Annotated in this window: 14 protein-coding genes; 9 read left to right on the plus strand and 5 right to left on the minus strand. The window is 68.6% G+C overall.

The annotated features are described in order from the left end of the window. The first annotated feature begins 35 nt into the window (after positions 1–35). The 4 genes from VGF12_RS10025 to VGF12_RS10040 are packed head-to-tail and all read left to right on the plus strand — an operon-like array spanning position 36 to position 4,724. Entirely contained in the window at positions 36–1,310 is a 1,275-nt protein-coding gene (locus VGF12_RS10025; protein ID WP_331175890.1) for an MFS transporter, read from the plus strand. Beyond that, complete coding sequence (locus tag VGF12_RS10030) at positions 1,307–2,368, plus strand: dipeptidase (RefSeq protein WP_331175891.1); 1,062 nt, start codon at positions 1,307–1,309, stop codon at positions 2,366–2,368. Before VGF12_RS10025 ends, VGF12_RS10030 begins: the two co-directional genes overlap by 4 nt. Further along, entirely contained in the window at positions 2,365–4,317 is a 1,953-nt protein-coding gene (locus tag VGF12_RS10035; RefSeq protein WP_331175892.1) for an amidohydrolase family protein, read from the plus strand. The genes VGF12_RS10030 and VGF12_RS10035 overlap by 4 nt, the downstream gene beginning before the upstream one ends. Beyond that, on the plus strand, positions 4,314–4,724 hold the full coding sequence (locus VGF12_RS10040) for a RidA family protein (RefSeq protein WP_331175893.1): 411 nt from the start codon (positions 4,314–4,316) through the stop codon (positions 4,722–4,724). Before VGF12_RS10035 ends, VGF12_RS10040 begins: the two co-directional genes overlap by 4 nt. Here VGF12_RS10040 and VGF12_RS10045 read toward each other — a convergent pair. From VGF12_RS10045 to VGF12_RS10060, 4 genes are read right to left on the minus strand one after another with little or no spacing between them, the layout of a single operon-like run. Then, positions 4,704–5,279, minus strand: a complete 576-nt coding sequence (locus VGF12_RS10045; RefSeq protein WP_331175894.1) for an ABC-type transport auxiliary lipoprotein family protein — start codon at positions 5,277–5,279, stop codon at positions 4,704–4,706. The two genes, VGF12_RS10040 and VGF12_RS10045, sit on opposite strands and share 21 nt — an antisense overlap. Next, complete coding sequence (locus VGF12_RS10050; protein ID WP_331175895.1) at positions 5,276–6,241, minus strand: MlaD family protein; 966 nt, start codon at positions 6,239–6,241, stop codon at positions 5,276–5,278. The genes VGF12_RS10045 and VGF12_RS10050 overlap by 4 nt, the downstream gene beginning before the upstream one ends. A 5-nt stretch (positions 6,242–6,246) precedes the next feature. Continuing rightward, positions 6,247–7,095: an ABC transporter ATP-binding protein gene (locus tag VGF12_RS10055; protein ID WP_331175896.1), complete on the minus strand. Its 849-nt coding sequence runs from the start codon at positions 7,093–7,095 to the stop codon at positions 6,247–6,249. Between the two features lie 3 nt (positions 7,096–7,098). Next, complete coding sequence (locus VGF12_RS10060; RefSeq protein WP_331175897.1) at positions 7,099–8,274, minus strand: ABC transporter permease; 1,176 nt, start codon at positions 8,272–8,274, stop codon at positions 7,099–7,101. 83 nt (positions 8,275–8,357) lie between these two features. On the opposite strand from VGF12_RS10060, the gene VGF12_RS10065 reads away from it, so the two are divergent. From VGF12_RS10065 to VGF12_RS10085, 5 genes are all read left to right on the plus strand, one after another. Continuing rightward, positions 8,358–8,975, plus strand: a complete 618-nt coding sequence (locus VGF12_RS10065) for an RNA polymerase sigma factor (RefSeq protein ID WP_331175898.1) — start codon at positions 8,358–8,360, stop codon at positions 8,973–8,975. Beyond that, positions 8,975–9,586: a zf-HC2 domain-containing protein gene (locus tag VGF12_RS10070; protein WP_331175899.1), complete on the plus strand. Its 612-nt coding sequence runs from the start codon at positions 8,975–8,977 to the stop codon at positions 9,584–9,586. Before VGF12_RS10065 ends, VGF12_RS10070 begins: the two co-directional genes overlap by 1 nt. Beyond that, the gene (locus VGF12_RS10075) at positions 9,583–10,788 is read left to right on the plus strand and encodes a S8 family peptidase (RefSeq protein WP_331175900.1); all 1,206 of its coding nucleotides are present in this window, start codon (positions 9,583–9,585) and stop codon (positions 10,786–10,788) included. The genes VGF12_RS10070 and VGF12_RS10075 overlap by 4 nt, the downstream gene beginning before the upstream one ends. After that, positions 10,788–11,516, plus strand: a complete 729-nt coding sequence (locus VGF12_RS10080; protein WP_331175901.1) for a TorF family putative porin — start codon at positions 10,788–10,790, stop codon at positions 11,514–11,516. Before VGF12_RS10075 ends, VGF12_RS10080 begins: the two co-directional genes overlap by 1 nt. Before the next feature lie 276 nt (positions 11,517–11,792). Continuing rightward, entirely contained in the window at positions 11,793–12,665 is an 873-nt protein-coding gene (locus tag VGF12_RS10085) for an HDOD domain-containing protein (protein ID WP_331175902.1), read from the plus strand. 511 nt (positions 12,666–13,176) lie between these two features. Here the strand turns inward: VGF12_RS10085 and VGF12_RS10090 are convergent. Further along, a complete protein-coding gene (locus tag VGF12_RS10090; RefSeq protein ID WP_331175903.1) occupies positions 13,177–15,681 on the minus strand; it encodes a hypothetical protein in 2,505 nt (834 codons plus the stop codon). Between the last annotated feature and the right edge of the window lie 556 nt (positions 15,682–16,237).

The following is a 16,237-nucleotide window of genomic DNA, read 5'->3' on the forward strand; positions in this document are numbered from 1 at the left end:
TCGTTCGACGTTCATGCGAAGGGAGATGAGGGGCGATGCGACTGCCGAATCTGTTGGGGTCCCGCAGGGGGCGCATCGCCGCGTTCTTCCTGATGTACCTCACCGAGGGCCTGCCCCTGGGGTTCGCGATGACGACGGTCGCGACCCAGTTGCGCCGCCAGGGCTTCGGCACGGCCGAGATCGGCGGCTTCCTGGGCCTGGTGCTGCTGCCCTGGGCATTCAAGTGGGCCTATGGCCCCTTCGTCGACCTGATCACCTCACGGCGCCTGGGGCCCCGGCGCGGCTGGATCCTGGGCGCGCAGCTGATGATGCTCGTGACGCTGCTGCCGCTGGCCCGCCTCGACCCCGTGACCCAGTTGGGCCTGTTCACAGCGCTGCTGGTCGTGCACAACCTGTTCGGCGCGGTGCAGGACGTGGCGGTCGATGCCCTGGCCGTCACGACGCTGCATGAGGATGAGCGCGCCTTTGCCAGCGGCATGATGTTCGCGGGCCAGTCGCTCGGCGTCCTGGCGGGCGGCGGCGGGGCGTTGCTGCTGATGGGCCACATCGGCTTCGAGGGCAGCATCCTCGTGCTGGCGTTGACCATCGCCGCCGTCATGGGCCTGGTGGTGCTGCCGATGCGCGAGACGACGGGCACCGTGGCCGCGCGCGGCGGCGCCTCGCTGTCGGCGGTGATGGGCGAGGTCGGCACCTTCATGCGCGAGGCGCTGCAGGCCCTGCTGGGGTCGCGCCTGGCCTTCGCCGGCCTGCTGTTCGGCCTGCTGCCCATCTCGGCGATGGCGTTGTCGCGCGGGCTGCAGGCCAACCTGGCCGTGGACTTGGGCCTGAGCGATGCGCAGATCGCCTGGCTGGCCACGGCCTCACAGGCGGGCACGGCCCTGACCTGCATCGCCGGCGGCTGGCTGTCGGACCGTGTCAACCTGCGCAAGGCTCTGGGCCTCTACGTCGTGCTGCTGAGCCTGCCGGGCCTGGCGCTGATGCTGGAGCTTCAGCGCCATGGATGGATGCCGGGACAGGTCGCGCCGGCGGCGCTGGTCTGGGCCTTCATGGCGGCTGTTGTCGTCTATCACGTGCTGTTCGGCTTCATCTACGGCGCGCGCGTGGCTGTATTCATGGGCATCACCCGGCCCGCGGTGGCAGCCACTCAGTTCGCGGCCTACATGGCGCTGACCAATCTTTCCATCACCTACAGCGTTGTCTGGCAGGGTTATGCCGTCCATCATTGGGGCTATGCCGCGACACTGGGCCTGGATGCCCTGATCGGCCTGAGCTGCCTCCTCCTGCTGCCGCTGCTGCGGCCCAAGACATGAAACTCGTCATCAACGCCCTGGGTGTGCTCGACAACCCCAACCTGCGCACGCCGCCCGGCGCCGAGGACCGCAGCGTCATGGCCTACGCCAGTTCCGGCCAGACCGTCGACGCCCGCGCACTGGCGGATGCCCGCACGGCCGGGCTCTCGGCCGTCAACATCACGCTGGGCCATGTGGCGGGCAGCGCCGAACCCTTCGAGGCCACGGTGGCCGACATCGCCGGCTGGGACGCCTTCATCCGTGCCCGGCCCTTGATGCTGCGCAAGGTCCACGATGTGGCGGACATCGACGCGGCGCAGGCTGCCGGCCAGATCGGTGTCGTCTACGGCTTCCAGAACACCGAGATGCTGGGCCGCGACGCCGGCCGCGTCGCGCTGTTCGCCAACCTGGGCGTGCGCGTCATCCAGCTCACCTACAACGGCCGCAACGCGGTCGGCTGCGGTGCCACGGTGGCCGATGACGCCGGCCTGAGCGAGTTCGGTGCCGAGGTCGTCGAGCGGCTGCAGGCAGAGGCGCTGCTGGTCGACCTCAGCCACAGCAGCGAGAAGACCTGCCTGGACGCGCTGCGCCTCGCGCGTCGACCGCTGGCCATCACCCACAGCGGCTGCCGCGCCGTGGCCGACCACCCGCGCAACAAGAGCGATGCCGAGCTGCGCCTGCTGGCCGAGCGCGGCGGCGTCGTGGGCCTGTACTTCATGCCCTACCTGCGGCTGGCCGGCCAGCCGCAGGCCGAGGACCTGATCGCCCACCTGGAGCACGCGCTGAATGTCTGTGGCGAGGACCACGTGGGCCTGGGCACCGACGGCGGCACGACGGCCATCGACGACATGGCCGCCTACCGCGCCATGCTGGCGGCCGAGACCGAGTTGCGGCGCAGCCTGGGCATCGGTGCGCCCGGTGAGACACCGGACGTCAGCCTGTTCCTGCCCGACCTCTGCGGGCCGACGCAGTTCACTCGGCTCGCCGAGCTGCTGGCCGCGCGCGGCCACGGCGAGGCGCGCATCCACAAGATCCTCGGCGGCAACTTCCGCCGCCTGATGCAGGAGGCCTGGGCATGAAGCACTGGATGCTCATCCTGACGCTGCTGGCTGGCACCGCGCACGCGCGGGTGGACCAGGTCCAGATCCACGGCAACCCTGCGGGCACGCAGACGCTGACGCAGCCGGAGCCCGGCGTCAGCGCCGCCGACTACCGCTTCAATGACCGGGGCCGGGGCGACGTCATCCAGGCGCGCTGGCGGCTCGACGCGCGCGGGCTGCCCGTCAGCTACGAGGCCAAGGGCAACGACTACTGGAAGGTGGAATTCAGCGAGCGCTTCGATCGTGACGCCGCGGGCCAGGCGCGCTGGAAGAACCGCATCGAGACGGGCGAGTCCCGCGCCGCGGGCTTTTACCTGCCGGCCAACCCGCCGCCGGAGTTCATGGGCGTGCTGACCCGGGCGCTGCTGAAGGCGCCGGGGCGGCGGCTCAAGCTGCTGCCGGCCGGCGAGGCGTGGCTGGAGCAGGGCGAGACGCAGGGTCGGCTGACGCTGTACCGCATCAGCGGCATCGAGTTCACACCGGTGCCTGTCTGGCTGGACGACCGGGGCGAGACGGCCGGCGTCATTGACGACTGGTTCGAGGTGCTGGAAGCGGCCAACCTGCCCAACCTGGCCCGATTGCAGGCCGCCCAGCAGGCCGCCGATCAGGCCTGGCATGCGATGCTGGCGCGGCAGCACACGCATCAACCGAAGGGCGGGCTGCTGATCCGCAATGCGCGGCTGTTCGACCCCATCTCCCTGGACGTGCGCGGCGGCACCAGCGTGCTGATCCGCGGCGAGCGCATCGTGCGTGTCGGCCCCGATGCGGACATCGACGCGCCGCCTGACGCCGAGCTGCTGGACGCCGGCGGCCGATTCCTGATGCCGGGCCTGTGGGATGTGCACCAGCACTTCAGCAACGTCGACGGCGTCTTCGACCTGATCGCCGGGGTGACCAGTGCGCGCGACATGGCCAACGACAACGGGCCCATGCTGGCGCGTGTGAAGCGCTTCGATGCCGGCACCGAGCTGGGCCCGCGCGTGACGCTGGCCGGCATCATCGAAGGCATCGGACCGCTGGCTGGTCCCACCGACGTGAAGGTCGACACGCCCGAGAAGGCGCGCGCCGCGGTGGACTGGTATGCCGACCGCGGCTATGCCCAGGTCAAGATCTACTCGTCCTTCAGCCCGGCGCTGGTGGCCCTCGTGGCCGACCGCGCGCACGAGCGCGGCCTGCGCGTCAGCGGCCATGTGCCGGCCTTCACCTATGCGCGCGCCTTCGTGGAGGCCGGTGCGGACGAGATCCAGCACCTGAACTTCATCCTGCTGAACTTCTTCGCCAACGAGGTGAAAGACACGCGCACGCGGGACCGCTACACGGTGCTGGCAGAGAAGCTCGCGCAGTTCGACTTCAACGACGGCCGCTTCGACGAGTTCGTCACCTTCCTGCGCCGTCACCAGACCGTGCTGGACCCGACCTTGGTGGTGCTGGAAGGCCTGTTCTCCGGCGAGCCCGCGCTCGCCGCGCCGGCGCTGCGGCCGGTGGTGCAGCGCTTCCCGACCGTCGTGAAGCGCCGCCAGCTGTCGGGTGCGGTCGCGGTGCCGGCCGGCAGGGAGGCCGTTTACGCCCAGGCCCTGCCGGGCCTGCAGCGCATGCTCAAGCGCCTGCACGACGGCGGTGTCACCCTCATGCCGGGCAGCGATGGCTTTGCCGGCTACAGCCTGCACCGCGAGCTGGAGCTCTACGCCCAGGCCGGCATCGCCAAGGCCGAGGTGCTGCGAATTGCCACGCTGGGTCCGGCGCGTGTGCTGGGCGTGGAGAAGGACCGCGGCACGATCACGGCCGGCAAGCTGGCGGACATGATTCTGGTCGATGGCGACCCGCTTGCCGACATGAGCGACATCCGCCGCGTCTACCGCACCGTCAAGGGGGGGCGGATCTACGACCCCGCAGCCCTGGAGCAAGCCATGGGAATGAGTCCGCGATGAGCCAGATCGAGCGCTTCAACAGTGGCCAGGTCGTGCCCGCCACCGTGCCATTTCCCGAGGGGGTGCGCGTGGGCGACATGCTCTACCTCTCCGGCCAGCTCGGCAACGTGCCGGGCCAGCTCAGACTCGTCGAGGGCGGCCTGCGCGCCGAGGCGCGGCAGACGCTGGAGAACATCCGCACCGTGCTGCTCGGCCAGGGGCTGGACCTGCATCATCTCGTGCGCTGCACGGTGATGCTGGCCGACATGGCCGACTGGCCGGCCTTCAACGAGGTCTACCGCGAGTTCTTCGGGGAAACGCCGTTGCCGGCGCGCAGCGCGCTGGGCTGCAACGGCCTGGCGCTGGGCGCGCGCGTCGAGATCGAGTGCATTGCCGCGCAGCCACCGTCAGCGGCAGGACGCGGCTAGCCAGCCGTCGAGCTGCGGCAGCCACTCGTCCACGGCCAGGGCCAGCGCCTGCACGGCGCCGGATGCGTCGGGGGTGGCGGCCTGGCGCTCCAGGCGCCAATGCTGCTGCAGGGCCGGGCCGGTGGCGCCGGCGGGCCACAACGTGGCGTGCAGGCGCAGCACGACCTGGCTGTTCGTGGGTCCGGTGAAGACCTGCTCGAACTCGTCAAGGCCCACCGTCAGCAGCGCCGTGGGGCGGCCGGTGCAGGCGGGGGGCGGGGCGAGCCGTTCGCGCAGTCGCTGCGTCAGCAGCGCGGCCGGTGGCGCGGCCCAGAAACTGTCGCGGTAGTACTCCCGGCGCTGCGCCTGCTGGAAGGCGAGCCGGTAGGCGATGCCCTCGCCACCCAGCCAGGGGGGCGCGCTGACGTCGGCGATGCGCCAGGCGATGGCGCCGCCACTGGTCGCCGTTGCAGGGGCGGGGCCAAGGTCGTAGACGGCGCGCGGCGGCGCGGTCGGCGAGAGCGAACAGGCTCCCAGCAGCAAGGTGACGGCTGTCAGCGCGATGCGTGTCTTCATTTGCTGCCTGCCTTCAGCCGGGCGTCGAAGCCGGTCTCGCCCGGTCCGGGCGGCCGGGCGCTGCGGCCGAACAGCAGGCTCTGCGGCTGGTCGCCGAGGTCGTTGGCGGCGCGCTCGACGCTGCGGCTCGCTGCCGCGATGTCGCTCAGCAGCGGGCGGCTGCGCGGCGGCGTCTCGCCCACCAGCGCGAGTTCGAGATTGCGACTGGTGGCCTGCACCTGCGTGGCGGCGGCGTCCAGGTGGTCGAGCACGGCGGCACGCGACCTCAGCTCCTGGGCCAGTTGCTGGCCATCTGCGGCCAGCGCCTCAATGCGGCGCAGTGCAGCATCGGCGCGCTGGGTGGCGGCGTCGGCATCCTTCAGCAGCGCCGGGAGCTCGCGTGCGCCGGGCTGCAGCGCGTTCATCAGGCGGCGCGTGTCGCCGGCGGCCTGCTGCAGCTCGGCCAGGGTGCGGCCGAGCTGGGCGCGGTTGTCGTCGCTGAGCAGCGCATTCAGCCGTGCGGCGGCTTCGGCAAAGCCGGCGACGAGGCCGGGGCCGGTCTCGGCCAGGCGGTCCAGCAGCGTGGGCCGCAGCAGAAGGCGGGCGCCGGGCTGGGCGCGCCGCAGGGGGGCCTTGGCATCGGCCTCCTCCAGCCCGACGAAGGACAGGCCGGTGACGCCCTGCAGGCCCAGCTGGGCGTAGGTGCCGGTGGACACCGGCGCCGCTGCGTCCACGGCGATGCCGACGAGGATCTGGCGCGGGTCATCGGGGTCGAAGGCGATGGTCTCGACATGGCCGACCTCGACGCCGCGCAGCTTGACCGGCGCCTTGAGGTTCAGGCCTGGCACGCCGCTGCGCGAGACGACGGTGTAGTGCACGCGCTCGGTGTGGTCACCCTGGAACCAGGCAACGCTGGCGGCCAGCGCGAGGCCGAGCAGCAGCAGGAAGAGACCGGCGGCAATGGCGTGGGCTTTGTTTTCCATGGGCGCTATACGTTGGCGTCCTCGCGCAGGACGGCGGGGACGCCGCCTTCGTCGCTGGTGTCGTCCAGGCTGAGTCGGAAGCGCCTCAGGTCCTCCTCGGCGCACCGCTCCAGGTGGCCGAGGAAGAAGTTGCGCACAAAGGGATGCGGCAGGCGTGCCACTTCGGCGAGCGGCCCGCTGGCGATGATGTGCTGGTCGGCCAGCACGGCGACGCGGTCCGCGACGGCGAAGAGGGTGTCCACGTCGTGCGTGATCATGACGACGGTCAGGCCCAGCTCCTGGCGCAGTCGGCGAAGCAGTTTGACGAACTGCTTGCTGCTGTCCGGGTCCAGGCCGGCGGTAGGCTCGTCCAGGAAGAGCAATTGCGGGTCGAGGATCAGGGCGCGCGCCAGCGACACGCGCTTGACCATGCCGCCCGAGAGTTCCGCCGGGCGCTTCAGCGCATCCTCCGGCTTGAGGCCGACCTGGGCCAGCTTGAGCATGACCAGCGGCCTGACGAGATCGGGCGGCACGCTCTTGAGCTCGCGCAGCGGCAGCGCGACGTTGTCGAACACGCTCAACGCCGAGAACAGCGCACCGCTCTGGAACAGCACGCCCCAGCGGTAGCGTACGCACTCCAGGTCTCGTGTGGCGCAGCGGCCCAGCGGGTGGCCGAAGATCTTCACGCTGCCGGCTTGCGGTACCTCCAGGCCCAGCAGCAGGCGCAGCAGCGTCGTCTTGCCGGAGCCCGAACCGCCGATCAGGGCGACGACCTCGCCGCGATGCACGGTGAGGTTGAGGTCGCGGTGGATGACGTGGCCCCCGTAGGCGGTGGTCACGTTGTCGACCTCGATGATGGCTTCGGGTGCGCCCATGCTTCAGATGCCCACGTCGGAGAACAGCACCGCGAAGACCGCGTCGACGACGATGACCAGCGTGATGGCCGTCACCACCGACTGTGTGACGGCCTGGCCCAGGCTCTCGGTGTTGGGCTTCACGCGCAGGCCGAAGTGGCTGGCCAGCAGCGCGATGATGCCGCCGAAGAGGACGGACTTGGTCCAGCCCAGCCAGAGGTTGGCCGGTTCGACGACGTCGGGCAGCGTGCGCAGGAAAGTGGCCGGGTCCAGCCCGAGCTGGGCGCCTGCCGCGACCATGCCGCCCGTGAGCATCAGTGCACTGGTCCACAGCGCCACGAGCGGCAGCGTCACGGCCAGCGCCAGAACCTTGGGCAGCACCAGCCGCATGGTGTGCGAGATCCCCATGACCGAGAGTGCATCCAGTTCCTGCGTGACGCGCATGACGCCGATCTGTGCCGTCATCGCAGAGCCCGAACGGCCGGCCACGATGATGGCCGCCAACAGCGGCCCCAGCTCGCGCAGCACGGCCAGGCCGAGGATGTTGATGACGAAGATGTCTGCGCCATAGCTCTTGAGCTGGCGCGAGATCAGGTAGGACAGCGTCAGCCCGACCAGGAAGCCCACCAGCGCCGTGATGGGCAAGGCCTGGGCGCCCGTGCGGAAGACATTGGCCGAGATCTCGCGCCAGCCGATCAGCGAAGGGTGGCGCAGCACAGTGATGAAGTCCAGCAGCAGGCGCCCGACAAGAGCGACGATGTCCACGCCGTGGCGCACGAAGCCCAGCAGCCGCAGGCTGGCCAGCTCCACCTGGGGGCCGATGCGCCGCTTGGGCCGGGGCAGGGCACCAGGCTGGGCGAACTGGGAGAACAGCGTCACATGCTCAGGCAGCCACAGCAGCCGTCGCGGTGGCTTGCGGCCCCAGCCTTGCCACAACGTCAGTGCGCCGGCGGTGTCCAGCCGGCTCAGGGGACGCAAGTCCCAGAGCGCATCCGGCGTCTCAGCCACGGCGGCGGCCACGCGCTCGCGCAACTCGGTGTAGCGCTCGCGCAGGCCCAGCACCGTCCAGTCGCCGCTGACCCGCCATTCCCGTCCTGCGGCCTCGCCGCCGCCAGCCAGCAACTGGGGCGCGGCATCGGGCGGCTCCGTGGCCCAGGCCGGATTGCGGGTTTCCAGGGGCAGGGCGCCTGCGTCGCTCATGGGCGCAACGATAGCGCTCCTGGCTACCATCGGCTTGAACCTTGTGGCGCCACCCCGGAATACACGCGCGAATGAGGACGAGCATGTTGAAGTGGCCCGGCACCCGAAGACAACGCGAGGACGCCCCGGCGCCGGCCCGGGGGGTGGCGGCCGAGCGGCTGGAGCTGGCGCTGCTCGACGGCCTGCGGCGCGGCCGCCGCGCCGAGTTCGACGCGCTCTACCGCCTCTATCACCCTCGGCTGTGGCGCTTCCTGTCGCACCTGATGCGCCAGCCCGACGCCATCGAGGAGGTGTTGAACGACACGCTGCTGGTCGTCTGGCAGCGGGCCGACAGCTTCGACGGGCGCAGCAAGCTGTCGACCTGGATCTTCGGCATTGCCTACCGCAAGGCGCTGAAGGCGCTGAGCCGGCAGGACCTGCCCGTGGAGACCGACACGGTCGACGAGCCGGTCGACACCGGCCTCGGGCCGGAGCAACGCACGGGCCTGGCGCAGCTGCGCGGGCGGTTGAAGGCGGCCATGGCGGAGCTGTCGCCGGAGCACCGGGCCGTCGTCGAGCTCTGCTATTTCCATGACATGCCCCATGGCGAGATCGCAGAGGTGGTGGGCTGTCCGCCCGAGACCGTGAAAACGCGGATGTTTTATGCCCGGCGCCGGTTGCGTCTGCTATTGGACGACCTCGCCGGGCATGGAGAGCTGTGATGAGTGTGGTGATCCCGATGGACCATGATGAGCACGGCGCCGTGCAGGCCCTGCTGCCCTGGTATGCGCGCGGTCAGCTGGATGAAGCGGAGCGCGACGAAGTGCAGCGCCATCTCCTGCACTGCCAGGACTGTCGCAACGAGCTGGCGGCGGAGCAGCCGATGCAGGCCCTGCTGGGCGTGGCTGGCGCGCTGCCCGAGGGCGGTGACGTCGAGGCCGGCCTGGCGAGGATGCATGCACGGATGCGGCGGGCGCGCCCGAATGGCGGGATGACACCACGCTGGATGCCTTGGGCGCTCGGCCTGCAAGGCACGGCCATCGCGCTGCTGCTGGGCCTGTTGCTGACGATGCGCCAGGACGAGGCGGCCTACCAGGGGCTGTCCGCCGCCGGCAGCACGCCGGTCGTGGCCGATGCCCTCGTCATGTTCAGGCCTGGCACGCGCGAACAGGCCGTGCGGGAGCTGCTGCGGTCCGCAGGCGCTGGCGTCGTCGCAGGGCCGACGGAGACCGGGGCCTGGCTGCTGCACGTCGATGCTCGCGGTCTGGCGACGCTTCGCTCGGCGCCCATCGTGGCACTGGCCGAGCCGCTGCAGCCGGGGCCGGCGCGATGACGGCCTGGCTGCGTCTGCTGGTGCTGCTGCTTGGCTGCGGCTTCCTCGGCCCCGCCATGGCCCAGGCCGAGGAGGCTCGGCGCCAGGTCCTCGTCATGCTGCAACTGCCCAAGGCCCACTACCGGCCGGACGGCAGCTACGCCGGCAGCTATGGCGAAGGCGTCGGCCGGCAGTCGCGCCAGCAGGTGGCGCAGGCGCTGGCGCAAGCCCACGGGCTGGAGATGCGCAGCGAATGGGCCATGCCGCTGGCGGGCCTGGACTGCTTCGTCATGCGGCTGCCCGAGGGCGACGGGCGCGGCGCCGCGGAGGTCGCGAGCGCGGTGGCCGAGGACCACCGCGTCGCCTGGGCCCAGCCTGTCGGCCTTTACCGCGCCCAAGGCAGCCGCCAGGAGCCGCTGTACGCCGCCCAGCCGGCCGCGCAGCAGTGGCATCTCGCCGAGCTCCACCGGCTGGCCACCGGCCGCGGTGTACGTGTCGCCGTTGTCGACAGCGGCGTCGAGACCGGGCATCCGGACCTGGCGGGCCAGGTGGACTTCAGCCAGAACTACGTCGACAACCGCCCGATGCCGGCCGAGGGCCATGGCACGGCGGTGGCCGGCATCATTGCGGCGCGGGCGGACAACGGCGCGGGCATCGCGGGCATCGCGCCGCAGGCCCGGCTGCTGGCGCTGCGCGCCTGCTGGGAAGCGCCGAGGGAACAGACGCTTTGCACCGGCCTCGGCCTGGCCAAGGCCCTTTACGCGGCCATCCAGCAGGGCGCCCACATCATCAACCTGAGCCTGGGCGGCCCCCACGACCGGTTGCTGGCCGTACTGCTGGACCAGGCCCAGGCGCGTGGCGCGACCGTCGTCGCGGCGCTGCCGGGCGCGGGTGAGCCGTTCCCGGCCAGCCATCCGGGCGTGCTGGTCGTCGGCAGCACGCCGCCGCTGCCGACCGGCGCGGTGCTGGCACCGGGGCGCGACGTGCCGAGCACGGCGCCAGGCGGTGGCTGGTCGCTGGTGTCAGGCTCGTCCTTCGCCGCTGCGCATGCAGCAGGCCTGCTGGCGCTGGTGCGTGAGCTGGATGGCACGCGTGGGGCGCTCGCGTTGAAGACGGTGCTCGTCACAGCGGCGCAGGGACGCATCGACAGCTGCGCCACGCTGGCCCGCCATGCCGGCACGCGGGAGGCGGTTTGCGCGCCGCTCGGGCAAACTCCTGATTGATGCCCCCTGCGCGCCCGGCCCTTGCCGCTCGACTGACCACGCTGCTCTTGCCGTTGCTTGCCGTCTGCCTGGCCGCCCGGGCCGATGTGGGCGGCACGCTGTCATGGCAGTCCGATGCCCGTGATCGGGGCGTGAGCTACACCGGCGGCCGGCCGGGCGCCCAGCTCGGGCTGGGCTGGGACGGCGAGGCGGGCTGGTACGCGGGTGCTTCGCTGGCGCGGGTGCGCCTCGATGCCGACAGGCGCAGCGCTTGGCTGCGCGTTTATGGCGGTCGCGTCGTCGAGCTGTGGCCGGGGCTGGATGTCGAGGCCGGCCTGGTGGTGCATCGCTTCGGGGCGCTGTCGCGTTACGACTTTGCCGAGGCTTACGTGGGCGTCCTGGGTGAGCGCTGGAGCCTGCGACTGCATCACGCCCCCGACGACTACGGCAGCGGCCAACGCAGCCATTACGCCGAGTTCAACAGCCGCTGGCCCCTTGCGCCACGCTGGGCGGCAGTGGGGCACGTCGGCGTGCTGAGGGGGCAGGGCGCGTCGCGCTGGCCGGCGCAGTACGTCGGCGCCGCCCACGGGCCGACGCGCATCGAGATGCGCGGTGGCATGTCTTGGCAGCCCGGCGACAGCGCGGAACTGCAGCTCGCGTGGGTCTCGGCCAGCCGTGGCGGCCCGACGATGGGAGCCGACACCGGCCGCCGCCGGGCCGTGGTGCTGGGGTTGACTGCGGCTTTCTGAGGCGCGCCGACCGCGGGCTCGGAAGCCCGGGGCCGACCATTCATGGCCCCCTTCGGGGCAGACCCACTGGCTGCCATCCTCGCGGATGTCAACGGCGTGGCACTGGGGCACCCCACAGGCTGGTGCGTCGAGGGCTTGATCCGGCCCCGGCCCCGGGAGGCGAACCGGGCTTGCGGTCCGGCCGGTCGGGACGGCGGGCGAGGCCCGGTCCGGGAACGCTGGAGCGCGTTTTTGCGCCTTCCTTCATGCTTCGCGCGTGGCAGCGGACCTGGGGGCATGAAGATCTGGCGCGGGCCATTAGCATCACGTATTCCCCGCGAGGTGCCCATGAAACTCGAAGACCTTCTCGCTACCGATGCACTGATCCCTTCTTTGCCGGAGGCTGTCCACAGGATTCTTGGGGAACTGCAGAGCGAGGAACCCGACCTGCGACAAGTCAACCAGTTGTTGTCCGGCGAGGTCGGACTGACCGTGCGCATCCTGCGGCTGGTGAACTCCGCGCGCTACAGCACTGGTGGCCCGGGCATCGGCACGGTCGAAGCGGCCACGGCAATCCTGGGATTGAACGCCACGCGCCAGCTGGTGCAGGCCGCGGCCGTGGGCGGCGCCTTCAAGGGCGTCCCCGGGGTGGACATGACCGAGTTCTGGCGCCACAGCCTGGACGTCGCGAAGATTGCCCAGTCACTGGCCGAGGAACTGCGGCTGGACAAGGGAGCCGCGTTCACCGCGGGCCTGCTGCACGGCACCGGGGACCTGATCCTGAAGATGGCGATGCCTGAGCGGGCCAGCCTGCAGCCAGCCTTCCCCACCGATGACGGCCGCTATGAGGCTCAGCTCGCCGATCTGGGCTATGCCTATCCGGAGGTCGGTGCCGCCTTTGCGTCGCGATGGTTGTTCCCGGAGAAGATCGTCGAAGCCATTCGCTACCAATGCGAGCCGCAAGACTCCGAGGACCAGACGCTTTCGAGTCTGCTGTACCTGTCGTGCTGGAGCGCGCGCGCGCATGAACTGGACATCGAAGGCACCGCGCTGCTCGACACCTTTCCCCGCGACGTGGCCGGGGCGGTGGGCCTGACCGACGCGGAGCGACTGTGCGATGAGAAGGTCATCGCATGGACGCCCGCGGATGAGGCGCGCGACTTCCTGTGACGGACCGGCGACGTCGGACCTGGCGTCGCCACAACGTCGCGCAAGCGGCAAGCGTCGGCGGCACTCCCGCGTCGGTGCATTTGCCGCATGGGCGCCGGGCAACGCAGCAGGCAGCGTCGATGCAGCGCCTCGGCGGCGCCAGCGCAGTCAAATCGCATGCCGGCCAATCGCGTGATTCGAAGGTCTCCAGGTCCCGGTTGCAGCCGATCGAGATGTCTGACTGACTTGCCTCAGGGACTCAGAGCCGACGGCGGCTCACGCAGGGCAGGTACTCCCGCCTGTGAACTTGCGATGGACCCGAGGGGGTCAGGTCGCTGGGAAGCGGCGGGTCGGGTCGCCAGAGGCCGTGCGTTCCATCCCACTGAAACCGTCAGGACGACGGGGCCGGTATCGGGCTGAAACGGTGCGCGCATGAACGCGGCGCTCCCGTTGGCAACATCCCGCCGCCGTCCGGCCGGCCTGAACTTCAGCCGCTTGCCCCACGACTTGACGTCGACGGCCAGGTGGCCCCTCAGGAATGGGCGCCCAGTGCTGGAGCCGTTTCGGCAGGCGCCTCGTGCTTCGCTCGGATCTGCACCAATCGGTCAGTGGCCAAATCCAGCGACTTGTGTATCACGCCCAAAGCGCTTTCCAGGCAGTTGAACGCCTCGCTGGTGGTGTCATACCAGTCCGTGTTGGTCGCGGAATCATTTTCGTCGGGCAACCTGTCAAGGGAAATCCGCAGCTCGACGGCTTCCTGCCCTTCGCGCACGAGAAACTCATTGACCTTTGTCAGCGACTCCCGCGTCGATTGGAATTTCTCCAGGATTTCTCGCTTGATGCTCTCGTATTCCTTGAGTGCATTTTTTCGAGCGCCGGATATACCGATTCGATCAAAGAATCCCTCGTAGCCAAAGGACATTCCCGCTTGCAAATCTCCCATGTAGACCTTGGAGATTCTTCCAGCCAGCTCCATTTCCCAAATGCTCGTGAGCAGGGACAGCTTGATGAGCTGGCCCTCGAACTCTTTGGCCATGCCGATGATCCCAGGTTGTCCCCCGAATAGGCCCGGTGCTTCGGAAAGATGTTTCTTGATGCAGTGCGCGATAAGGCGCATCTTCGGCGTGACCTGATCTCCCAGCCAGGTCACGGGCGCACCGTTGATGACCAGCTTCTTCTCTTCCTCGACGAGATATATATTCGAGATCGTGGAGGTGCTGAACACCACGGGATCGGCGAACAGGCTTTTCGCATAAATGTGCGAGTCGGTAATGAGAATGCCCTCCGTGGAAGAGCCAAAGACGGTGAAGTCCGCAACAAGGACCGCCTCGTCGGTGGTGCCAAAGTTCGACTGCGCCTTCGACTTCTTGTCCCGGCCTTTTCCTGTTTCCAGGGCACTTCCGCAGTAGACGTCTGCGTCATCGTTCAGGACGGCGGCGTAAGCCAGTATCCGATCTTTCAACGGCCGCGTGGCGCGCACCCGCCTTGGCGCACTGGTTTCCGAAGTCGCTTGAATATCGCCCCCCTGAGCGAGAGGCTCGGGCGTGGAATCCACGGTTGAGGCCTCGATTCCTTCGCCTTCCTCAACAGACGCTTCAAAGCGGGCGACCATTCGGCCGGCTGCAGCGACAAATTCGGAATCCGTGGGCAGGAAAACCGGCAGCCTGTCGTGCACCTGGTCTTCAATGAATGGCCGGCACACTTCGACCGCGTATTCCGTGCGGTCGGCGCAGGCGTGCATCCTGCGAAGAAGCCCTTCCATGTCCAGCAGTTGAATTCCCTGCATCGCATTCAAGGCTTCCTGCTCGTTCAGAAGGTATTCCTGAGCCAACTTCGCAAAGGCGCGTTCAAGGACCCGTCCCAGATCAACGGCGTCATCGTCGATCACCGTGTCCAGCCCCTTGTTCGCGGCCATGGATGCACCGGCGCCAACTGCCAGGCCCCCGACGACGGCGCCGACGGCCGTGCCGACGCCCGGGAAAAATGCACTGCCCAAGCTGGCGCCCGCCCATGCGCCGGCCGCTCCACCGGCGACTCCCGAAACGGTCTTGGCGATATTCTTGAATGCTTGCTTCCCGGATATTTCCCTTGAAAACAAGGAGCAGAAATCGTCAACGGACAGTACGGCAGTGACCACGATCGTCGTGGCGACATTCCCTCTCAGCAACTTGCTGACATGATTCGCAGCGGCTGCTCCGTAGATGTTGTTCCCATTGCGGAATGCATTTGCCAGTGCCGCCGTCAGTTTTGGGCTCATCTGCTTCACGAGATAGTCGGTTCCCGTTCGCAATGAACTTTCCAGCGACGTGCGCCCCAGCTGCGCCGACAGGATGGTTCCAATCCAGGAAACGCCCCCAACGCAGAAGCCCTCGAAACATGCTGCATCCAGTGCCTTCGCATAGGGCGCGCCACGCCAGGTCGCCACTGCAAAGGTCAGTGCCGCGCTCATGCCCATGGCGGTGCCGGCCAATTTCAAGCCGTTGACGGCATCGTAGGTCAGGCTTTCGAGCGTCCCAAACTTGGCAATATTCTTGGCCTGCTGGTACGTAAAGTGGCCTTTGCGGACCAGTTGCTCCGCAGCGTCCGGGTTCGATACACCGGGAACCTCTCCCCTCGAGATGCGATCACGCATGGCTGCCTGGGCGGCTTCGTACATGTCAGAGGGAACTTCAATTTGCATCAAAGTGCCGTCCCGATTGACATATTTGTACTGCCCTTTTTCGAAGGCTGCCGCTATGCAGTCACTTCCGGATTGGCAATATTTTGTCTGGATGAATTTCCCGTCGACGCGGCGATCCGCGCCGTTCTTTGCGTTGTCAGCACCGACAAGGGCCGCATCCTTGCCGCTCAGTTGGTCGTAAAGATGATTTGCCTTCTCAGCGGCGAATCCGTGTCCGGCCGCCCCTCCCATGACGACGTTGTCGGAGTAGATGGATGCACTCTGATTTGCGCCGAGCGCATATCCCGGAATGCTCTCGGGACGCACGCCCGGAGTGGCTGAGTCCCTGTTCTCTTCCCTGAGCTTTTTCTCGTTCATTTGTTCGGTCTTTCTGCGTCGGATTGGCAGGACACCAGTTTGGTGAACTTGTGGCTCATGAGATGAGCCATCCTCCGTGAGGATGTCACGCGGGAGTGATTCGCGAGAAAGCGTCGGCTCGTTTGTCCTAGGGTTGGTCTCTATCTGCCTGCGTCGCTTTGCCGGATCCGAATCCATCCCCAATGTCCAGAACGCATGTTCCACCATGAGCACGGCGTTCAATGCCTGTGCTCCGGACCGTGTCGGTTGGAAATCCGGTGAGTCTTAACGGACCCTTGGGCTTTTGCCCCTGCCGGAGGCGTCGCCCCGAACGGGCGGCCAGCATCTGGGGCACTTCCCGGACCTCCTCCGATTGGCTGCGCCTGGCGACATGCCGCATCGGGGATCTCGACTTGGGGCCTCTTCAGGCAAGGGAAGATCGGCATAGGGGGCCTCCTTGAGGAGGCGCCCCTGCCACACCACCTGGCATGCGGGTCCGCACCAGGCGGTTCGAGAGCTTGAGGTCAGGAGAGTCGGGGCAGGCCAAGTCGGTCGAACGACGCAATTCCCAGGACCG

The organism is Roseateles sp., assembly GCF_036404855.1.
Classification (GTDB): Bacteria; Pseudomonadota; Gammaproteobacteria; order Burkholderiales; family Burkholderiaceae_C; genus Pelomonas.

What these genes read in the sequence shown, in the direction of transcription:
- VGF12_RS10025 (WP_331175890.1), top strand. Translation starts at nt 36, where the DNA reads ATGCGACTGCCGAATCTGTTGGGGTCCCGCAGGGGGCGCATCGCCGCG.
- VGF12_RS10030 (WP_331175891.1), top strand. Translation starts at nt 1,307, where the DNA reads ATGAAACTCGTCATCAACGCCCTGGGTGTGCTCGACAACCCCAACCTG.
- VGF12_RS10035 (WP_331175892.1), top strand. Translation starts at nt 2,365, where the DNA reads ATGAAGCACTGGATGCTCATCCTGACGCTGCTGGCTGGCACCGCGCAC.
- VGF12_RS10040 (WP_331175893.1), top strand. Translation starts at nt 4,314, where the DNA reads ATGAGCCAGATCGAGCGCTTCAACAGTGGCCAGGTCGTGCCCGCCACC.
- VGF12_RS10045 (WP_331175894.1), bottom strand. Translation starts at nt 5,279, where the DNA reads ATGAAGACACGCATCGCGCTGACAGCCGTCACCTTGCTGCTGGGAGCC.
- VGF12_RS10050 (WP_331175895.1), bottom strand. Translation starts at nt 6,241, where the DNA reads ATGGAAAACAAAGCCCACGCCATTGCCGCCGGTCTCTTCCTGCTGCTG.
- VGF12_RS10055 (WP_331175896.1), bottom strand. Translation starts at nt 7,095, where the DNA reads ATGGGCGCACCCGAAGCCATCATCGAGGTCGACAACGTGACCACCGCC.
- VGF12_RS10060 (WP_331175897.1), bottom strand. Translation starts at nt 8,274, where the DNA reads ATGAGCGACGCAGGCGCCCTGCCCCTGGAAACCCGCAATCCGGCCTGG.
- VGF12_RS10065 (WP_331175898.1), top strand. Translation starts at nt 8,358, where the DNA reads ATGTTGAAGTGGCCCGGCACCCGAAGACAACGCGAGGACGCCCCGGCG.
- VGF12_RS10070 (WP_331175899.1), top strand. Translation starts at nt 8,975, where the DNA reads ATGAGTGTGGTGATCCCGATGGACCATGATGAGCACGGCGCCGTGCAG.
- VGF12_RS10075 (WP_331175900.1), top strand. Translation starts at nt 9,583, where the DNA reads ATGACGGCCTGGCTGCGTCTGCTGGTGCTGCTGCTTGGCTGCGGCTTC.
- VGF12_RS10080 (WP_331175901.1), top strand. Translation starts at nt 10,788, where the DNA reads ATGCCCCCTGCGCGCCCGGCCCTTGCCGCTCGACTGACCACGCTGCTC.
- VGF12_RS10085 (WP_331175902.1), top strand. Translation starts at nt 11,793, where the DNA reads ATGAAGATCTGGCGCGGGCCATTAGCATCACGTATTCCCCGCGAGGTG.
- VGF12_RS10090 (WP_331175903.1), bottom strand. Translation starts at nt 15,681, where the DNA reads ATGAACGAGAAAAAGCTCAGGGAAGAGAACAGGGACTCAGCCACTCCG.